Origin of the sequence: Thalassococcus halodurans (assembly GCF_900108225.1) — a bacterium.
In the GTDB taxonomy this organism is placed as follows: Bacteria; Pseudomonadota; Alphaproteobacteria; order Rhodobacterales; family Rhodobacteraceae; genus Thalassococcus; species Thalassococcus halodurans.
The window spans coordinates 296,480-313,749 of the sequence record NZ_FNUZ01000004.1; the positions used below are offsets into that span (position 1 = coordinate 296,480).

Genomic DNA, 17,270 nt, shown 5'->3' on the forward strand with positions numbered 1-17,270 from the left:
AATTCGTGGCGGGATGCCTGCCGTTTGCGCAAGGAAACGCAGATTTCTTGAGGTTGAGATACATATTTGGCTTTCTTGAAAAGCGAGGCTGCACAAGCCTGAATATTTGTGTCAATGAAGCTTCGGTGCGCAGATATCTCTGTAGCAAGCTGGTTTTGGATAAGGTGTTTGGAGGGCGCTGTCTTTGAACGATCGGCCAGAAATGATTGTTTTCCTGGATCGCCTCGGCTTGGGGCATCTTGTGGATGTCTTTTTGGCTGAAGACGTCGATGACGACGTGTTCTGGACACTGGGTGAAGCTGAATTTCAGGAACTAGGGCTGAGCCTTGGTCACCGCAAGAAACTGATCGGCGCGATGGAGCAGGTGGGGCTGGTCACCGAACGCTTTGTCCAGGAAGAGCCACGCGACGGGTTCGAGCTTCGCAGGCTCAGCGTGATGTTCATCGACATGGTCGGATCGACGCAATTGGCCGAGCGGCTGTCTGCCGATGATATGCATGATCTGCTGCAATCTTTCTTTGTGACCTGCAGCGACGTGGCGCGGCGGTTTGGCGGATATGTCGCGTCGCTTCACGGGGATGGAGCGCTGGTTCTGTTCGGCTACCCGCGCACGCGCGTTGGTGATGCAGAGCGGGCCGTGAATGCAGCCATGACCATGCAGACCGACCTGAACGCGCGGAACTACCGTGTGCCCTCGGGTGAAAAGGTCGAGGTCGGGTTCAGGATTGGTGTGGCCACAGGTCCTGCCATCATCGGCAAATCCGATCAGATCAAAGTCGGTGACGGCCTGCGTATGGTGGGCAACGTGATGAACCGTGCGGCGCGGCTTCAGAATGCAAGCCCGCCTGGTGGGGTCATGGTCGATGTGGAAACCCAAGGCGACCTGAACAGCCTGTTCGACTTTGACTTCAAGCCAGACGTTGAAATGAAAGGCATTGAACGCGCGGGGGCCTACCTTCTTGTCGGTCGTCGCCAGAATGCCCGTGCTGCGGGGGCCGATCCCCGTTTGGGCGGCGATGTTCTGGGCCGCGAGGATGAAACCGAAGCGGTTCAGACGTTCTGGCATGGTGCGGTTTCCGGCAAGCCTGTCCAACTTCTTGTCAGCGGCGATCCGGGCTTGGGTAAATCCACCTTCCTCGGGCCGCTTGTGACGATGTTTGCGGCGAATAGTGCGCGTATTCATTGGCTGGGTGCCAAACCCGGAGCCGAGAACGCGGCTTTTGGCCCGGTAAAGGATTATCTGAACGGTCTGATTTCGGCTGAGACAACCCTGTCGGGCAAACCCGAAGCCGCGTTAAAGGCTCTTTTCCCGAAATTCGGTGAACAAGACCTTGCGCTGGTGACGGGGTTGGTTGGTGTTTCGGACGGAGCTACCGTGCCGCCACAAACCGCCGCGCAGAACCGTGCGAAATTGATTTCGCTTCTTGCTGACTGGTTTGTCGCGGGCGACGCGCCTGTCGTGATCGTTCTGGAAGACGCCCATTGGTGCGATCCCACAACCCGTGACTTGTTGGCGCTATGCGCAGAGCGTGCCCAGCAGCGGCGCGTTATGATGATTGCCACGTCGCGGAATGCACACGACGATATCTGGGCGGACTGCCATAATCCGGCATCCTTGCCACTCAAACCCCTTGATCGCGAAGCAAGCGAAGCGCTGCTGCTTCGGTCGACAGGCGGTCGTGTGTTGCCCGACACCGTGCGCGAAAAGCTGATTGAACAATGTGGCGGCAACCCTTTGATGCTGGAAAGCCTTGCGCGTCCCTTGGCTGAATCCGATCTGGACGGGTTGCATGACGATGTGATCGTACCGCAGACGATCTATGCCAGTGTGGCCGAGCGCTTGGATCGGCTTGAGGATGGTCGCAAATTTGCCTCGGCTTTGGCGGTCATCGGAATGAATTGCGATTGCGAAGCAATTGCTGCGATGCTCGATTGGCCGCTGGCCAAGACCGACGCGGCCTTGGACGAACTTCTGCGCGCAGGGCTGGTTTCCTGCAGTGACAGCAGGGACGATATCGGGTTCTACCATCAGATTTACCGCGAGGTCGTCTATGAAAGGGTGGTCGGGACCGAACGCAAAAACCTGCACCAAAAGGCGCTTTCGCTGATCGAGGATTTCCACCCGGACATTGCCGAAAAGCAGCCGCACGTTTTGGCGGACCATGCCATTGCGGCAGGTGATCCTGTCGTTGCGGTTCCGCTGACCATCGAAGCCGGAGAAAAGTTTCTGGCTGGCTCATCGCTTTTGGAAGCGGATTACTATCTGGAAAAGGCAATCGCGGGGCTGGACGATCTGCCATCGACCAGCGCGAATAAAATCACACGACTTAAGGCTTTGGCGGCGATTGCGTCTGTCAAACGCAGCCGTCTGGGAATTTCCGCGAAAGAAGTGGGTGTCTTGGGCAGGGAGATGCTGTCGCTTGCAAAAGACGTGGGCGACATGCAGGCAGTGCTTTTGGCATTGAACGGTCTTTATGCGCATTCGCTTGTCGCGGCGGACTACCGTAGTGCGGCTGACTGGGGCGCGGAATTGTCCGAGGTGTCGCAGCAAACACAGGACCGCCGGTTTTCGATGGTCGGTCGGCGTGCGGTGGGGGTGGTTGCCCTGCACACCGCGCGGTTTGATGAGGCCGAGGCAGAGCTGCGCGCAGCTTTGGACGCCTACGATGCCAGCAAGGACCTGCATCTGGCGATCGCGCATGGCTATGACCATGCTGAAATCTGTGGCGTCTTCCTGTCCTTTACGCTGTGGATGCGCGGCGATTTGCAGGGTGCGCGGGAGTTAAGCCGGTTCTCGGTGGATCATTCGCGCCAGATCGATCATGCGCATTCGCTGGCGCAGGCGCTGTCGTTCAGGGCCATGCTTGCCGCTATTGCCGCAGAGGGCGGCGAGATGGCCGAAGCCGGCACCGAGGCCATTGATCTTGGTACGCGGTTTGACCTGAAGGTCATGCGCGAAGCTGGCTGGTACTTCCGTGAATCCGCGTGGTTCCTTGCGCGGGGCGAGGCGCTGACGCCGGAACAGATGGCAGGTTTACGCGAAGCCGAGGCCGCATTTCTGAAGGTCAATCCGGACAACTATGGCCCTGTGGCCAAATCGTTCATGGCGCGCATCCTGATCAGTTCTGGCAAATATGACGAGGCTGCCAGTGAGCTGGACAAGGCCGTCGAGAAAGAGGCACAGACCGGCGAAATCTGGATCACACCAGAGCTGACGCGGATCCGAGCGCTGGTGGCGCAGGCCAAAGGTGACAGTGCCGGCGCACGCGAACTGCGGCAAACCGCGTTTGATCGTGCGATCGAAACAGGGGCCAAAACATTTGCCCTAAGGATCGCCTGCGACATGGTCGAGGCGGACCCCTCGGACGAAACCCGCAACATCCTTTTCGATGCTGCAAACAATATGGTGTCGCTGGATGAAGGCTGGGATGTGCGGCGTTACGAACGGCTTCGTCTGGCGTCTTGAACGACGGGCTGCGCTGGGGCCAATGCGCCGATCGAAATCAGATGGTTGATCACGCCTGGCGCTAAATGCGCGGGGCCGAATTGTGTCAGGCGATGCGCCAAGGTATCCACGTCAGCCGGTTCTGACAGAGCGTGACGTAAGGCATTGGCGTTGAACGGGCCGCAGTGGCCAAATCGTGTTTCGGTGTTCCTGACCCTTAATCCGTTGGCCCAAAAGATTTTCTGTGCTGTCAGATGAGGCACCTGCTCGGCGATGCAATCCAGTTGAAGGGGCGTGCCTTTTTCGATCATCGGCGGTGTCGGTGCGTCCGGCACAACATCCGATTTCCAGAACGGAGTCTGATGCCTGCTTTGATCTGCATAGGCCTTGGCGGTTGCATTGATCGCGGCCTCACGGTCCATTTCATGGCGCTGCATCAGATAGCATCGTGCGGCAGCTGCGTCGTCCACGGATGATAGAAAGCTTGATGCAGCAGCGACCGCCTGAGCGGCGCTTCTGAATGCGTAGACCAGCCCATGGGACGATATCGGATCACGCGCCAATGCGGCGTCACCGATGCAGATCGTGCGCGGTTGCGGCTGTATCTGGTCAATAGCGCTTAGTTCAGCGGGCTGGGGCGGGGCCACACTGTCGATGTTCGAGGTGGCAAGTCGGGACATCGCCAGCAGGTCGTGCAAAAGGGTCAGGCGAGATTGGTCGTTCAGTCCGCCCAAATCCTGTGGTGGCATGAAAACCGCGCCTTGGATCTGGCCTTGGGCGTTCGACGCTGCCCAAACCCATGCGCTTGGCAGTGCTTCGATCAACATCGTCGCTGGGGGCAGAGTTCGGTTCATTGCCTTGAATGGCAACGCAATGCGGGGTTCGGAAAGGCGGGTTCTGGGTTGGGCAGCGCGGCCTCTTGCATCAAGAATGACCGAGGCTTGGACAGACGTCTGACCACGATCGGACCGGATGCCAAGGCACCCATCGCCGAGGTCTGTTACTCGTCCTGTCCGGATCGACACGCCAGAGGCCAGTGCATGGGTTTTCAGGCTGGCACGCAGTCGCGCACGATCCAGCAGGATCGGTGCTGTCGCGCCGAAATCCCGACGCTCATCTTCGGCGCGCCAGATCATTCCCACCGCTTGTGCAGGGGTGATGAAGGCGGGCTGCAACGCTGGCAGTAGACCCAGATCGGCCAAGAGCGTCTGGCCGTTTTCCGGAAGGCTTTCGATACGGCCTGCGATGGGCAGAAACGGATCGATCAGAACAACGCTATACCCGCGTCGTGCCAGAAGCGTGGCAGCCACACAGCCCGAAGGCCCCGCGCCAGCAATGGCTATGTCGTAGTGGTCAGGCATCGAACCAATCGGGCTTTTCCGCCATCATGCGGGCATAGGCCCCCAGCGCGAAATGCAGCCAACCGCGCACGAAATCGCAGGCGGGACGGCCCGCGTGAAGCACCTCGTGGTGGCATCCGCCGCCGCACAGCTTGCGCGCCCAGCAAGTTTGGCAGCTATCCTGCGCTGTGACCGTCCGCTGTCGCAGAAAGGTATCGCGTGCTTTGTGATCAATGCCGCTGTCCAGATCGCCCATTTCGCCTAGCGGGTCGTTCACGAACCGATGGCAGGCCGAATAGGCGCCTTGGGCGTCCACGGCCAGATAGTCGCGCACCGCCCCGCAGGAATGATCGCGCGCCTTTCCACGGTGGATTTCCTGTAAGGCAGTGGCAAGGTTTGCAAAGGCGTTTGGTCGCCCCGCCAAAGTATCGGCCAGCCAGTTCTCGCCCGCATCAATCATTGCCCGCAATAACAGCGGCAGATCATCGGCCTGAAGAGCGCCCTTTCCGGTGGGGGACGTCAGCATGGGCGACACGCCGACCGAGGAGAACCCGAGTTCCGACAGGGCCGCCACTGTTCGTGGGATGTCCAGATTGTTGGGCGTCGCCGTGACGCGGGTAGACAGGGATAGGCGGTCTTTCAGATCGAACAGGGGGGCAAGCCGTTTTGCGATCCGGTCAAAGCTGCCTTGGCCTCCGTTCATCGGGCGCAACCGGTCGTTGGTTTCGCGGTCACCGTCCAAGCTGACGGTCACGGCAAAGCGCTGTTCCGCCAGAAAGGCCGCATCCTCTGGCCGCAGCAACGTGCCGTTGGTTGTCATGGAAAAACCAATCGATATCGCACGCGCGGCGGCCCGTTCGCGGGCGTGTCGGACCGAACCCATGATCAGGTCACGCGCCAGCATCGGCTCGCCGCCCATAAAGGCGATCTTAACCGCACCGCCGGGGGGCGTGCTGTCGATCAGTTGGTCGATCGCCCGTTGGGCGACCTCGGGCGTCATGCGCGTGTCAGGACCACCAAAGGAACCGCCCGCCGCATAGCAATAGCCGCAGGCCATATTGCAGGACTGCGACACGGTCAGCGCCAAGGCGCGGACCGGTTGCAGCGTGGTGTCTGGCATAGGCGCAGGCACGCTATCCAAGCCCAGTCGTGCCAGTTCCGCCTGCGTCGCGCCGTCACCCTTGGCCAAGGCGCGTGACATGCGCAGGGCGTCCTCCGGTGACAGGCCAAAGACCGCCGCCTGATCCGCCAACAATAACAGGTCACCCGCCAAATGCGCATGGGCGCTGCGGGGGCGGGACGGGGCAATCAGGTCAGGGATCGCACCATCAGCCATGACGATCTTTCCAGAGCGGCGTTTTGTATTTGTCCGCATTGGCAAAGAACGGCACGCCCAGCCCGTGATCCCGCGCCAGTGCCTCGGCCATGTCATGCAGCGCGTGCATGTCGTCGCGGGCCTGAATGATATCGTCCCGCGCGGTTTCGGCGGCATCCAGATCGTTCAGGCTGGCGGCTTCGGCCAGATAGCCTTCGCGCAGGGCGTCGATGATCCGGTCAAGGCACTCCAACGCAGGCTTTACCAGCGGATCATCTGCTGCGGCCTCTTTCACAGGGCGCAGATAGAGGTCTGGGTTCTGTGCATAAGGCGTCAGCATGCGTTTGGTGTCGCGGAACTTCTGGAAGTGGCTCAGGCCATCGGTATCGATCCGGACCGCCAGTTCATCGAGGCCCACGGGGTAGAAATCAGGCCGTTCACGCAGATGGGCGACTAGCGCGGCGTATTCGGTATCGACCGCGCCGCCGGGGCGCTCGACCTCGACGAATTCCTGAATGACATCTTGTGTGGCTGGCCGCAGGGAAGGGGGACGGGTGATTTCTTCGTCCGGATTGTCGGGGTCGGGCGCAGGCACGTCACCTATAACCGAAACGACCGGTTTGTAGGGGCCAGTGTGATCGGTAAAGGCATCACAAAGGATCCACAGCGTCTGGTTGACCCAGCGCAGGTGGGTCATTTCGCTGATCGCTACGCCAAGGATCAACTGCCGCGCGGCGCGCAGGTCGTTGGCCAGACCGGGCCAATTGCGGGCCTGTTCCTCGGTCACCTCGTCCGGTGCGCGGAGCGAGAAATAGGCGTAGAGATATTCAAACGCCAAGGTCAGTTCCAAACGCGCCAGCGTGTTCGCCAGATCGTCGATCATCTGATCCAGATCTTCGTAGGGTTCATTCACCTGACGGTGGCCAAAGCGCGGCTCGGGCGTGGATTTGGTTTCCTGCCCGTGCAGGACAAAGTCCAGCTCTTCCCAATGCAGGTTGATTTCATAGGGATCATAGCGCGACGGGCGGGCCAGTTCGATTGTCGGCTGGGCCGAGATATCGCGGCTGGGTGATTTGCGGCGGCGCATCCAATCAAGAAAGTTCAGCGCCTGTGCGGGATCGTCGTCAGATGTGCCGTCGGGAATGGCGTGGTTCGGATCGTCGACCTCGCCCAAGGCCACATCGGGATGGTTGGATGCCCAGTACTGGCAGGCGCAATCGCGGAAGTCGTGGGTCCAAGGGCTGCACATCGATGACGTCAGTTCGCCGGGGCGATAGACGTCGGGGATCATGCCTTCGTCATCCAGATAGGCGCGGCGTTTGCCTTTCAGCACAACAGGGTTGCCCATCGGCTGACCGTCTTCGTCGCGCTGGGTCAGGGCGATGGTCAGGTCGGCCACACTTTGATCGGGGTCCAGTTCGATCAGTCGGATGATCCACCAAGCGGTTTCGCCCTCATAAGGGACACGGAAGACGCCATTCTGCCAGACGGTGAAGTCATAAAGCTCAATCCGTTTGCCGTATTGTTCGACCCAATGCAGATACCACTGCCCACTGCCAAGGGCCGCGCCCTCGGGGCCGTTCAGTTGGGTCTTCAGGTCCGCCAACCACTGGTGTTTTTCATTGAAGATCGGATCGGCTTCGGTATCGGCGATCACCAGTTGTGCGCCCTGGGTGCCGTCAGGGCCAGCAGGCGTGATGCCGGGAAAGGCAAAAACCAGACCGGGGAAGAACCGGACATCCAACTGGCGCAGGTCAAATTCCAATCCCGGAAAACAGTTGCCGACGCCGCTTTCCATCAGGGTGGCGGCAGAGTTCCCGAGGATCGGTTCGGGATAACTTGGGTTGCCCTGACGCGCGGCCTTGGCGGATTGGTTCATCGGGCGGATGCGGTAGTTCGGAGCGTCAGTCATGCGTGATCTCCTGTCGGTTCGGGCATGACGGGTTTGCGCCACTCCGGATCTGTTTCAAGCTTGTCTAGATAGGCCAGCAGCAGCGTATACTGCCGCCGTGTGATGGTCAGTGGAACCCCCATGGAATGGCGCATGTAGGGCGGCATCCGCATGTCATAGGTCTGGTCCATCACCTCGCGCGGGTCGCGATAGCGCAGGGGGGGCTTGTCTGATGGCTCATCCGGCATCACGCCGGTCACGCGCCATTTGCCGACGGGAACTTCTGCAGGTTTCTGAATGCCCACGCGCTTTGGCAGATCGGACAGCTTGGCAAAGGGCGGGCGCACCAGTTCGCGCACGCGATCCGGCCTGCGGGTCAGGAAGGCGCGAAGAACAGGGCTGTCGGCCATGCGGGCGTGCACCTGTTGAACGACCTGCGTGTATGGCAGGCGGTCATCATCGCCGGATACAGGCACACGGGTTTCGCCCTGACCGGGCGTGTAGTCCGGCACCAGATCGGCATAGGGTTTGTCCCGTCTGCGCATACTGGCAGGCCCGAGTTTTGGCGAAATGCCATCATCCCAGTGCGGATTATCAGGGCTTTCCGAACTGATCAGGGATGCATTGCCCCCCGTCGCCCACGCGCGGCGTTGGTCAAGGTTGACCAGACTGGCGGTTTCGAAAATCCGGCGGAACAGATCAAGGATTTCGTCCGGCGTCGTGTCCAGATCGGGTTCCTGCAAGGGCAGTTCGCGATCTTCCAACTCGTCCTGAATGGAATACATCGGGCGTTTGTCAGGCGCGAAGTCAGGCGGGCCTGCAAAGCTGCGGGCCTGCGCGGTCAGCAGATGCCCGTTCACCGCCAGTCGCGCGGTGATGATCAGGTCGCAGGTGTCATCAATCAGGCCCCAGCTATGGCCCGGCCCGACACGGGCGCCATCGTAGCTGTCCATCGGCGTCGGCCATTTGGGCGTGTCATCATGGCCAAAGCTGTAGCCGAGCCAAGGCGTGTCACTGGACAGAATGCGGTTTTCCGGCTTCGTCATCTTATGGATGCGGCCGTATTCGGTGATCTCCGGTTCGAAATCGCCGGGCTGGCGGGGGGATGCGATGGCCTGAGACGCCTCGGGCGGGCCGAAACTGTCGCCCTTGCCCGGCGTGAACCGCAGGCGGATTTGATCAAGCCGTGTCTTGCAACTCCAGTCATCGAAATTGGGCATAAAGGTCTGGACCTTGCCCAACGGGACCGGCGCGTCGGGGCGGGCCATAGGCACCTGACCTTCGGTATGCGGGCTGATGGCATCCAGATGGTGGGATTTGTAGCTATCGGCGTGGAATACCTTATGGGCGATCACAGCGCAGGCCGCGTCTTTGACCCGTGCCTCGGCCTTGCGGTTGCCTGCGGACACAGTGAACTCCAACGACCGCAGATCAGCATGGTACCGTTTCAGCAGGTCTTCGGTGACAGGAACGGCATAGACCTGACCGTCCAAATCCTGAAGCCGTGCCCAAAGTTCGAAAAACGGGGCAACGGGTTTGATACGGCCTTTGTGATCCTTGAAGTGGATGACCGGCTCTTGCGTGACCTTCAGCTTGTAGGGGTGATGGCCGTTTCCGTGGATCGACTCGCGCGTCAGGGACGGGGCGGGGACGATCATGGTTTGCATGCCGTGATGGGGATCTTCGTCCATCTTCCAGCGATAGGCAGGCATCGGTTCTTTGGCACTGCCGACACGGGCGATGGCCATGGGCGGATCAAAAAAGATCGACAGCACACGCGCCTTGCGTAGGTCTTTTCCGCACCATGGGGCGCATGTGGACGGGTCGGGGTTGTTGCACTTGTGAAATGTCATGCCGATGTCTCCGCGCAGGGCATCTTGGTGGGAATGCTTTGTTCGTACTCAAACAGGTTGTGCGGATCGTATTTGGCTTTTGTCTCGATCAGACGTTCAAGGTTGTCGCCAAAGTAGTTCTGCAAGAAATCCTTGTTTCCGCGGATCGGGTAGTTCTGATAGCGGTTGCCGTTACTCATGGCTTCGCCAATCTCGCCGAACTTTTTCAGCCAGTTCAAAGACGCCTCGCGATGCGTGTCGAAGGTCCAGAACACCCAAGTGAACATGTCCAAGCTGGCGTTCCGATGGAAATAGGCCATGTCGTCGGACTTGGGTTCGTTGATGGCCCCGCCATACAGTTCCAACGCGATAAAGATCGTCTTGTCCGGCGCTGTTAGGAAATGATCCACCATTTCGCGCCAGCGTTCGGCAGAGTGGCATTCGGCGATGATCCGGCTGTCGACCATGGGTTTGGTGTTCATCGACACCGCAGGCATTTCCATATGCGGCTCTGTTGCCGTCATCAACAGCTGTTCGTTGACCTTCAGGTAATGGCCGTGGTTCCAGATATCGACCTGTGTCTTGCGATCTTTCACGTGATCCAGAAGCGGGCCAAGGGCCGCTTCGCATTCCGCCTCGGTCCCGTCATAGAGCCCGCGCAAAGAAATGCAGGGTTCTTGCCCATCGGGCTTTTCTGGCGTCGGAAGATACATCAACAGCGCCTGCATGCCCATCTTGGGGGGGCCGTCATAGGTGTATTGTGCCTGAACGGTTTCCAGCACGCGACAGGCGGTCTGGATGTCGTCTTCGTGCTTTAACGGGAAGCGCAGGCCAAAGGCCCAGACCTTTTTCAACGGCACAAGATCATATTCGATCTCGGTCAGGATACCGAACTGATTGCCTGTGCCGCCGCGCACGGCCCAGAACAGATCGGCGTTCTCGTCCTTATTGGCGCGCAGCAACGTGCCATCGGCGGTGACCATACGGATACCAACCACGTGATCGCAGTTCATCCCGAAGAGACGCGAGGTGAAACCATAGCCGCCGCCCTGCATGTAGCCCGCAATGCAAACCGTTTCACACCCACCGCCGGGGACGTGCAGTTTGTAGTGGTGCAGCATACGGTTCAAAGTGCGGAAATTCGTGCCGGGACCAACCTTGGCGCGGCGTGTATCCGGATCGATCAGAACATGACCCATGCGGCTGGTGTCGATGACGATCTGGTCGTTCACGCTATAGCCAGCGGTTGAGTGCCCGCCGGACCGCGTCGTTACTTTCAGCCGCTGTTTGCGGGCGAATTTCAGTCCTGCGATCACGTCGGTTTCGCAGGTCGCGTGGATGATCAGTTGTGGGTAGTTCTGGTAGGTGTGCATAAAGACCATACGGTCATCATTGTACCCGGGATAGCCCGGTTGCTGCACATCTCCGGCAAGCTTTTCTTGCAGTTCTCCAAGAGCTTCGCCTGTATATGACAGCAGTCCTGTTTCACGATGCTTGTCTTCGATCCACGGACCGGACTTGTGGTGTTTCTTCCGGAATGTCGTCATCTGAGCCCCCACTCATCAACTGTTTCCTTACCCGCCCCAACGCTAGTTGGGATATTTTGATCTGTAACTATCTAATTTGCGTGATGTGAATTTCTGCACGCAATGGTAATGCCGTGGCCTGAAAAAGAATGGGTCGGGTGCCCCTGGCGTGACACCCGACCCTTGGCTTGCCTGCCTAATGACAAGCCCGCACCAAAAGGTGCATTTCGTCATGAAAAAAATGGAGGAAATTTTTTCGTCATGAAAGTCGGTGTTCTTAACTGCGCGACGGGAAAATGCCCTGAAGCGCGATGATGTAATTTGTGACCAGAGACGGCTGCACGTTGGTGTGAGACTGGCTGCCGCCGACCGACGTGACCGACGCTGCATTCATGTCCGCAAGCGGGCTTGCGCCGGTCTGGTAAGACTGCGAACCGGCCAGAACATTACCGTCACCCGAGCTGGCATTTGCGGGAAGCGGGTTGGCCTTCAGCGTGTGGGTATGGTTCGGCATCTGTGCTGCCGTCAACGTAACGTCTTCGACGCCAACTTTTTGCCCGATCGCCCGCGGCGTAAGCCCGGGACCTGACCCTGCATGCATCGGAACGCGGCCCCGTAGATCCGGCAGGCCAAATGTTGTCCGCCCGTCGCCGCCGTAGGTGGTGCCCAGGATCGAGAACAAAGCAGAGTTGCTGGAGATAGGCAGCAATTGCCCATCGCAAAATGCCCAGCCGCGCGGCGCGAAATTGCCGCCGAAAAGAATGATTTGGCCGATTAAGGGTTCCACTTGGAAGCCTCCTGTTCATGTCGTGCAGAGCTATTCTCTGCGTCTCATGTCAGGACATTGCCCCATTCCCGCCAGGGGCTCTGTGTCAAAGGTCACAGACCGCAAAATTATTTTTAATCAAATTGAATAACGGGGGCGTTTGTATTTATGCCCAGAAATTTTCTTTCGAAAGTTGGATGCATGTTTTTGAAAAATAATGGCTTTCGGGCGCTGGCCGTTGGGGCTGTGGCCTGTTTTGCGACATTGATCGCCTCGCCGTCGCAGGCATTGGAGGCAATACCTGCACAGCTGGTTGAGCCTGAAGGGGCTACCGGAGCTTGCCGTTTCAAAATCGGGGCCGACGGTGGAATTGTTGGGGTCGTGCTTGAAGACTTACCCTTCGGCAACAACATTTATAAGTACACGGGTGACTCGCTTTATTTTGGCAATGATGGATTTGACGCGGGCCAAGGGGCACTTACCGAGGCCGAAATCGAGTCTTGGTGCGCCATGACAGATGTTACGATCATCACGTTGGATGGTGCGACGGTGGGCACCGGTACCTTTGCGAGCGACGCTTATATGGGGATCGTGTTCCAAGGTACATCTAACGCAGACAGCATCCGTCGTCAGTATGAATTCGCTTTGTCCGGAGCCACCGGCACAACTATCGTAAGCACTGCAACGGTTATTGCTGTTAACAATGCGCCAACAGCCGATGCAGGGACAGACCAGACTGTTGCATCCGGCGCGACGGTGACATTGGCGGGGTCCGGCACCGACCCTGATAGTGATCCGCTGACCTATTCATGGACGCAAACGGCAGGAACAACGGTTTCCCTCTCAAGCACATCGGCTGCAGGCCCGACCTTTACCGCGCCGACGCTTGTGCCGGGGGCTTCCAACGAAACTCTGACGTTCAGCCTGATTGTGAATGACGGCACGGACGACAGTGTTGCCGACACGGTCGACATTACCGTCACACCGCCCGCAAACGTTTTGCCAACGGCTGATGCGGGGCTGGATCAAACCGTTCAAGCGCCGACAACGGTGACACTTGATGGCTCTGCGTCGAGCTCGAACAACGTGGGTCAAAGCCTGACCCATGATTGGCTCCAAACCAGCGGCACAGCCGTGACGTTGTCCAGTTCTTCCGCGGTGTCACCGACATTCAGTACACCCACCCTTGCGATTGGCGACCCGGATGCGATCCTTGTGTTCGAACTGACGGTATCAGAAGCCACCGGAGACGAAGATACGGACACGGTTCAGATCACTGTTCAGGCGCCTGCGAACACGCCACCTGTCGCAAACGCTGGCCTTGATCAAAGTGTTAACAGCGCGGAAAGCGTGACCCTGTCGGGTTCCGGCACGGATGCAGACGCACATCCCTTCAGTTTCCAATGGACACAGGTGTCCGGCACCACGGTTACGTTGTCCGACACCTCAGCCGCGTCTCCGACGTTCACAGCCCCGACGCTTGCTGTGGGCGCCCCGTCTGAAGATCTGGTTTTCCAACTGGTGTTGAACGACGGCTTTGATGACAGTGATCCGGACCAAGTGACGATCACCGTGAATCCGCCAGCCAACACGGTGCCGATTGCGAATGCAGGGCCCGATCAAGCTGTTGATGGAGGGGCCACGGTTGCGCTTTCTGGTTCTGCCACCGATCCAGATGGCCAAACCATTACCTATGAGTGGAGCCAAACAGGTGGCTCGGCTGTGACGCTGTCCAGTACGACAGCCGCAAGTCCGACGTTCACAGCGCCCGCCGTGGCAATTGGCGATCCTGATGTCATCCTGACGTTCAGCCTGATTGTGAACGATGGCGTGGCATCCAGCAGTGCGGATTCCGTCACGATCACGGTTTCGGCACCAACAAACTCTGCACCGGTTGCCGATGCGGGCGTTGATCAAGTCGTCGCGTCTGGCGCTTCGGTCACTTTGTCCGGTGGGGCGACAGATGGGGATGCGGATGAACTGACTTATGTCTGGTCCCAGCTCTCGGGAACGACCGTTTCTCTAAGCAGTACGACCGCAACGCAACCGACGTTCACCGCGCCGACATTGGCTTTCAACGGGGCGAATGAGGTTTTGGAATTCCAGTTGATCGCCAATGACGGAACCGTGGACAGCGCCCCCGATACCGTTTTGGTTACCGTGGTTGCCCCGCAGGACACCACGCGACCGACCGTCACCATGACCGCGAGCGGATCAAACTTCCAATTGGGCGAGAACATCACTGTTCAAGTTACGTTCAGCGAACCCGTGTCGGGCGTGTCGGAAGAGGATTTTCTGATCGAAAATGCCACGATCGTGGACCTCTTCGGGGGGACGACCACCAAAGTGTCCGGCAACCCGACGGCGCTGATCCCCGGCTTTGTCAGTTCGGCAACGCTGGTTGTGAGCCCGACAAAGGCCACCAGTCCAGTGACGGTTCAAATGCTGGCAGACGCCGTGTCTGATGATGCGGGGAATACGAACTTGGCATCCGCCGTTTTTGCAATTTCGCCGAACGCTTTCAAACTTGCGGAAGAGGGCAACGCCGAAGGCATGGGCGCACGAGCACGCGCATTGATGCTGGCACAGCCTGATTTGCGAAGCCTGATGCATGATCGCAGTGGCAAATGCTTTGCTCTGCGGGTGCGCGAGGACTCGGGCAGTGCCTGTGTTTCGACGATGGGCGACGCGCCGTTCTGGACATCTTTCCAAGGTGTCTGGTCGCGCAACAGCGGCAATGATCAACGCTATGTGAACCTGACATTCGGCGCACATCTGATGCAGAGCGATTCACTGATTGTGGGCGCGATGGTTCAGCTTGATGACACCAAAGCCGACGTGACCGAGGGCACCTTCGAAGGCCAAGGCTGGTTGGCAGGCCCTTATGTTGTCGGGCGCATCAACGGAACCGAACTGATCTACAGCGCATCGCTGCTTCATGGTCGTGCCGAGAACCGGCTTGAGATCGCGGATGTATCGGAGGGTGATTTCACATCCCGACGGACGTTGGCGACGCTTGGTCTGGAAGGGCGCTATGACGTCAAAGACGGCCTGACGCTGATCCCTGCTCTGGATGTTGCCTATGTGGAAGATGTTCAAGAGGCCTATACGGACGACCAGGGAAACAAGGTCGGATCGCAGGTCGTATCCCTGAGCGAGTCCAGCTTTGGCATCGGGTTCGAACAGACGATTGCACAGTCCTCAAGCGTTACAGTGCTGACCGGTGAGCTAAGCGGCGTCCATTCGATGTACCGTTCGGCCGTCGAGACCACGGAAACAACGCGCGGTCGAATTGATGCAGGGGTTCGAATCAAATTCGACAACATGACCGAGATCAGCCTGTCGGCGTTCTATGACGGTCTTGGTGTGGATGATTACGAAGCGACTGGCGCGAATTTCCTGTTCCAGAAAAAATTCTGACCGGAAATCGGCCTTGGTTTTTGCAAAAGAGGGACGTTTGAAACTTCGTTGAAAAACCAGAGCCTTGAGTGCGCATTTTAGAAAAGTAGGACGCGACCCCGCCAGTGATCTGCGCGGGGTCGGTTGCATTTTGTGGAATTAATTCGCGCAAAGGTGTGCTTCGACACATTCGTTCGAATTTTGATTTCGTAATGTGTTGGCACAGAGACAACCGCACTTGAGCTCACCGGCTCTCTGTCTTGAAGGCAATTTCAATCCTCAGATTTTCTCAAGGAGAAAGCCAATGCTTGCTAAACAACTTTCCCCCGACCAACAGGCTTTTGTGAATTCCATTACTGGTGAGGTTAACACCTTGCTCGGTACCCAGCTGCCCGGCAAGTTCGAGATGGTCAGCTATCCGCCGGGCTTCCACCCGACCGTACAGTATGGCGCATCCGCTTACTTCAACTCGACCATGCTGGACGCGTTCAACGGTGCGCTGGAAATCGGCAGCAACGGGATGCTTACGCTGGGCAACCATCAGTTCAGCACGCTTTACAACAGCATCCTGACCAACGCCCAGTATCAGTATTCGACTGAAGACCAGAAGACCGTCAATGATCCGCTGATCAATGCCGCGCAGGTCAATGTTGTGAACGCCGGCACGTCAAGCGGTTTTGTCGCCGCCTACAGCGTGACACCGGTAACCTACGGTACGATTATTTCTGCTGTTCTGAAAAACTTCAGCGCGAAGGCGACGGACTGGTCCACAGGTAACATCGCAGCTGCTGCGCAAAGCCTGCCGAATGCGGGTTACGCATCGCTTGGGTCTGCGATCACCACCGCGTTGCAAAAGCTTTCGCCGCTGAACACCATTCTGGGTGCCCAGGCGCTTGCCAACGATCAGCTGACCGCTGCGATGGACCACACCAAGAACCCGTCTGCGGCGAACGGTGGCCTGCAAATCGATGCGAACGATTTCTATGTCGGATGGACACCGATGCCCGACAGCACAAAGCTGCTGAGCGAACTGGCCAACGAAGGCAGCTCGGTTTCGGTCAACATCAAAGCGTCGAACTTTAGCTCGTCGTCTGCGACGTTCCACATTTCCGGCAGCGCAGGCTTTACCATTCCGGTCTTCGATGTCTTTGACATCGGCCTGAGCGGCGGGTCCAGCTATGACTGGTCGAAAAACACGTCGTCGTCTTCGTCGCTGGACGTGACCATGGAATACAAAGGCGTTACAAAAGTTCAGATTGATCCGGAGCCCCTGAGCGCGGACATGAAGACGGGCTGGTACGACGAGATGCTTTTGCAAAGCATCAAAGACGGATCGGGCAACCCGGACGTGTCGGGCTTCAAGATCGACAGCTCGAACCAGTATGCGCCTGACAAGATGTTCGGTCAGGGTAAGCCGTTCTCGCGCTTCCGGACACTTGTTGTGTCGCAGGCACCGACCATCTCGATGACGTTCTCTGCCGATCAGGCCAGCGAAGTCACCTCGCAGTTCAAAGAAAACTCCTCGGTCGATATTAAGCTGTTCGGCCTGTTCAAGGTGGGCTCTATGAACCAGAGCTATTCCATCACCAAAGTCGACAAATCTTCGGCGTCCGGCACTGTCACTGTCACGATGTCTCCGCCGGAAATCAAAGGCAACATCCCGCCCGAAAAGCAGGTCTGCTTTGTTCTGGGTGGTGTGGCCCAATATCCGATCTCCTGATCGGGTTGCATCACAATCCCCGAAGGTCGCCCCACG

Annotated in this window: 9 protein-coding genes; 3 read left to right on the top strand and 6 right to left on the bottom strand. The window is 58.4% G+C overall.

Annotated features, from left to right (window positions below; translation table 11 throughout):
- The first annotated feature begins 184 nt into the window (after positions 1–184).
- Entirely contained in the window at positions 185–3,466 is a 3,282-nt protein-coding gene (locus C4S59_RS13980; RefSeq protein WP_146064546.1) for an AAA family ATPase, read from the top strand.
- Here the strand turns inward: C4S59_RS13980 and qhpG are convergent.
- The 6 genes from qhpG to C4S59_RS14010 form a co-directional block, all read right to left on the bottom strand.
- Positions 3,439–4,806 (bottom strand): flavin-dependent monooxygenase QhpG, encoded by a 1,368-nt coding sequence (qhpG, locus tag C4S59_RS13985; protein WP_103911138.1) that lies wholly within the window; start codon positions 4,804–4,806, stop codon positions 3,439–3,441. The genes C4S59_RS13980 and qhpG overlap by 28 nt on opposite strands.
- The gene (locus C4S59_RS13990) at positions 4,799–6,121 is read right to left on the bottom strand and encodes a radical SAM/SPASM domain-containing protein (RefSeq protein ID WP_103911139.1); all 1,323 of its coding nucleotides are present in this window, start codon (positions 6,119–6,121) and stop codon (positions 4,799–4,801) included. The genes qhpG and C4S59_RS13990 overlap by 8 nt, the downstream gene beginning before the upstream one ends.
- Entirely contained in the window at positions 6,114–8,012 is a 1,899-nt protein-coding gene (locus C4S59_RS13995) for a ferritin-like domain-containing protein (RefSeq protein WP_103911140.1), read from the bottom strand. The genes C4S59_RS13990 and C4S59_RS13995 overlap by 8 nt, the downstream gene beginning before the upstream one ends.
- Complete coding sequence (locus tag C4S59_RS14000) at positions 8,009–9,844, bottom strand: hypothetical protein (protein WP_103911141.1); 1,836 nt, start codon at positions 9,842–9,844, stop codon at positions 8,009–8,011. Before C4S59_RS14000 ends, C4S59_RS13995 begins: the two co-directional genes overlap by 4 nt.
- Positions 9,841–11,370, bottom strand: a complete 1,530-nt coding sequence (locus tag C4S59_RS14005; RefSeq protein WP_103911142.1) for an FAD-binding oxidoreductase — start codon at positions 11,368–11,370, stop codon at positions 9,841–9,843. Before C4S59_RS14005 ends, C4S59_RS14000 begins: the two co-directional genes overlap by 4 nt.
- A gap of 256 nt (positions 11,371–11,626) precedes the next feature.
- Complete coding sequence (locus C4S59_RS14010) at positions 11,627–12,136, bottom strand: phage tail protein (RefSeq protein ID WP_103911143.1); 510 nt, start codon at positions 12,134–12,136, stop codon at positions 11,627–11,629.
- A 180-nt stretch (positions 12,137–12,316) separates the two neighbouring features.
- Between C4S59_RS14010 and C4S59_RS14015 the strand changes: the two genes are divergently transcribed.
- Together C4S59_RS14015 and C4S59_RS14020 are read left to right on the top strand one after the other, a co-directional pair.
- Positions 12,317–15,535 carry a PKD domain-containing protein gene (locus C4S59_RS14015; RefSeq protein ID WP_103911144.1) on the top strand — a complete coding sequence of 1,073 codons (3,219 nt, stop codon included), beginning with the start codon at positions 12,317–12,319 and terminating at the stop codon, positions 15,533–15,535.
- Positions 15,536–15,818: 283 nt separating this feature from the next.
- Positions 15,819–17,234, top strand: a complete 1,416-nt coding sequence (locus C4S59_RS14020; RefSeq protein WP_103911145.1) for a hypothetical protein — start codon at positions 15,819–15,821, stop codon at positions 17,232–17,234.
- The last annotated feature ends 36 nt before the right edge of the window (positions 17,235–17,270 follow it).

Coding starts and splice junctions, on each gene's coding strand:
- qhpG (WP_103911138.1), bottom strand. CDS start 4,806: ATGCCTGACCACTACGACATAGCCATTGCTGGCGCGGGGCCTTCGGGC.
- C4S59_RS13990 (WP_103911139.1), bottom strand. CDS start 6,121: ATGGCTGATGGTGCGATCCCTGACCTGATTGCCCCGTCCCGCCCCCGC.
- C4S59_RS13995 (WP_103911140.1), bottom strand. CDS start 8,012: ATGACTGACGCTCCGAACTACCGCATCCGCCCGATGAACCAATCCGCC.
- C4S59_RS14000 (WP_103911141.1), bottom strand. CDS start 9,844: ATGACATTTCACAAGTGCAACAACCCCGACCCGTCCACATGCGCCCCA.
- C4S59_RS14005 (WP_103911142.1), bottom strand. CDS start 11,370: ATGACGACATTCCGGAAGAAACACCACAAGTCCGGTCCGTGGATCGAA.
- C4S59_RS14015 (WP_103911144.1), top strand. CDS start 12,317: ATGTTTTTGAAAAATAATGGCTTTCGGGCGCTGGCCGTTGGGGCTGTG.
- C4S59_RS14020 (WP_103911145.1), top strand. CDS start 15,819: ATGCTTGCTAAACAACTTTCCCCCGACCAACAGGCTTTTGTGAATTCC.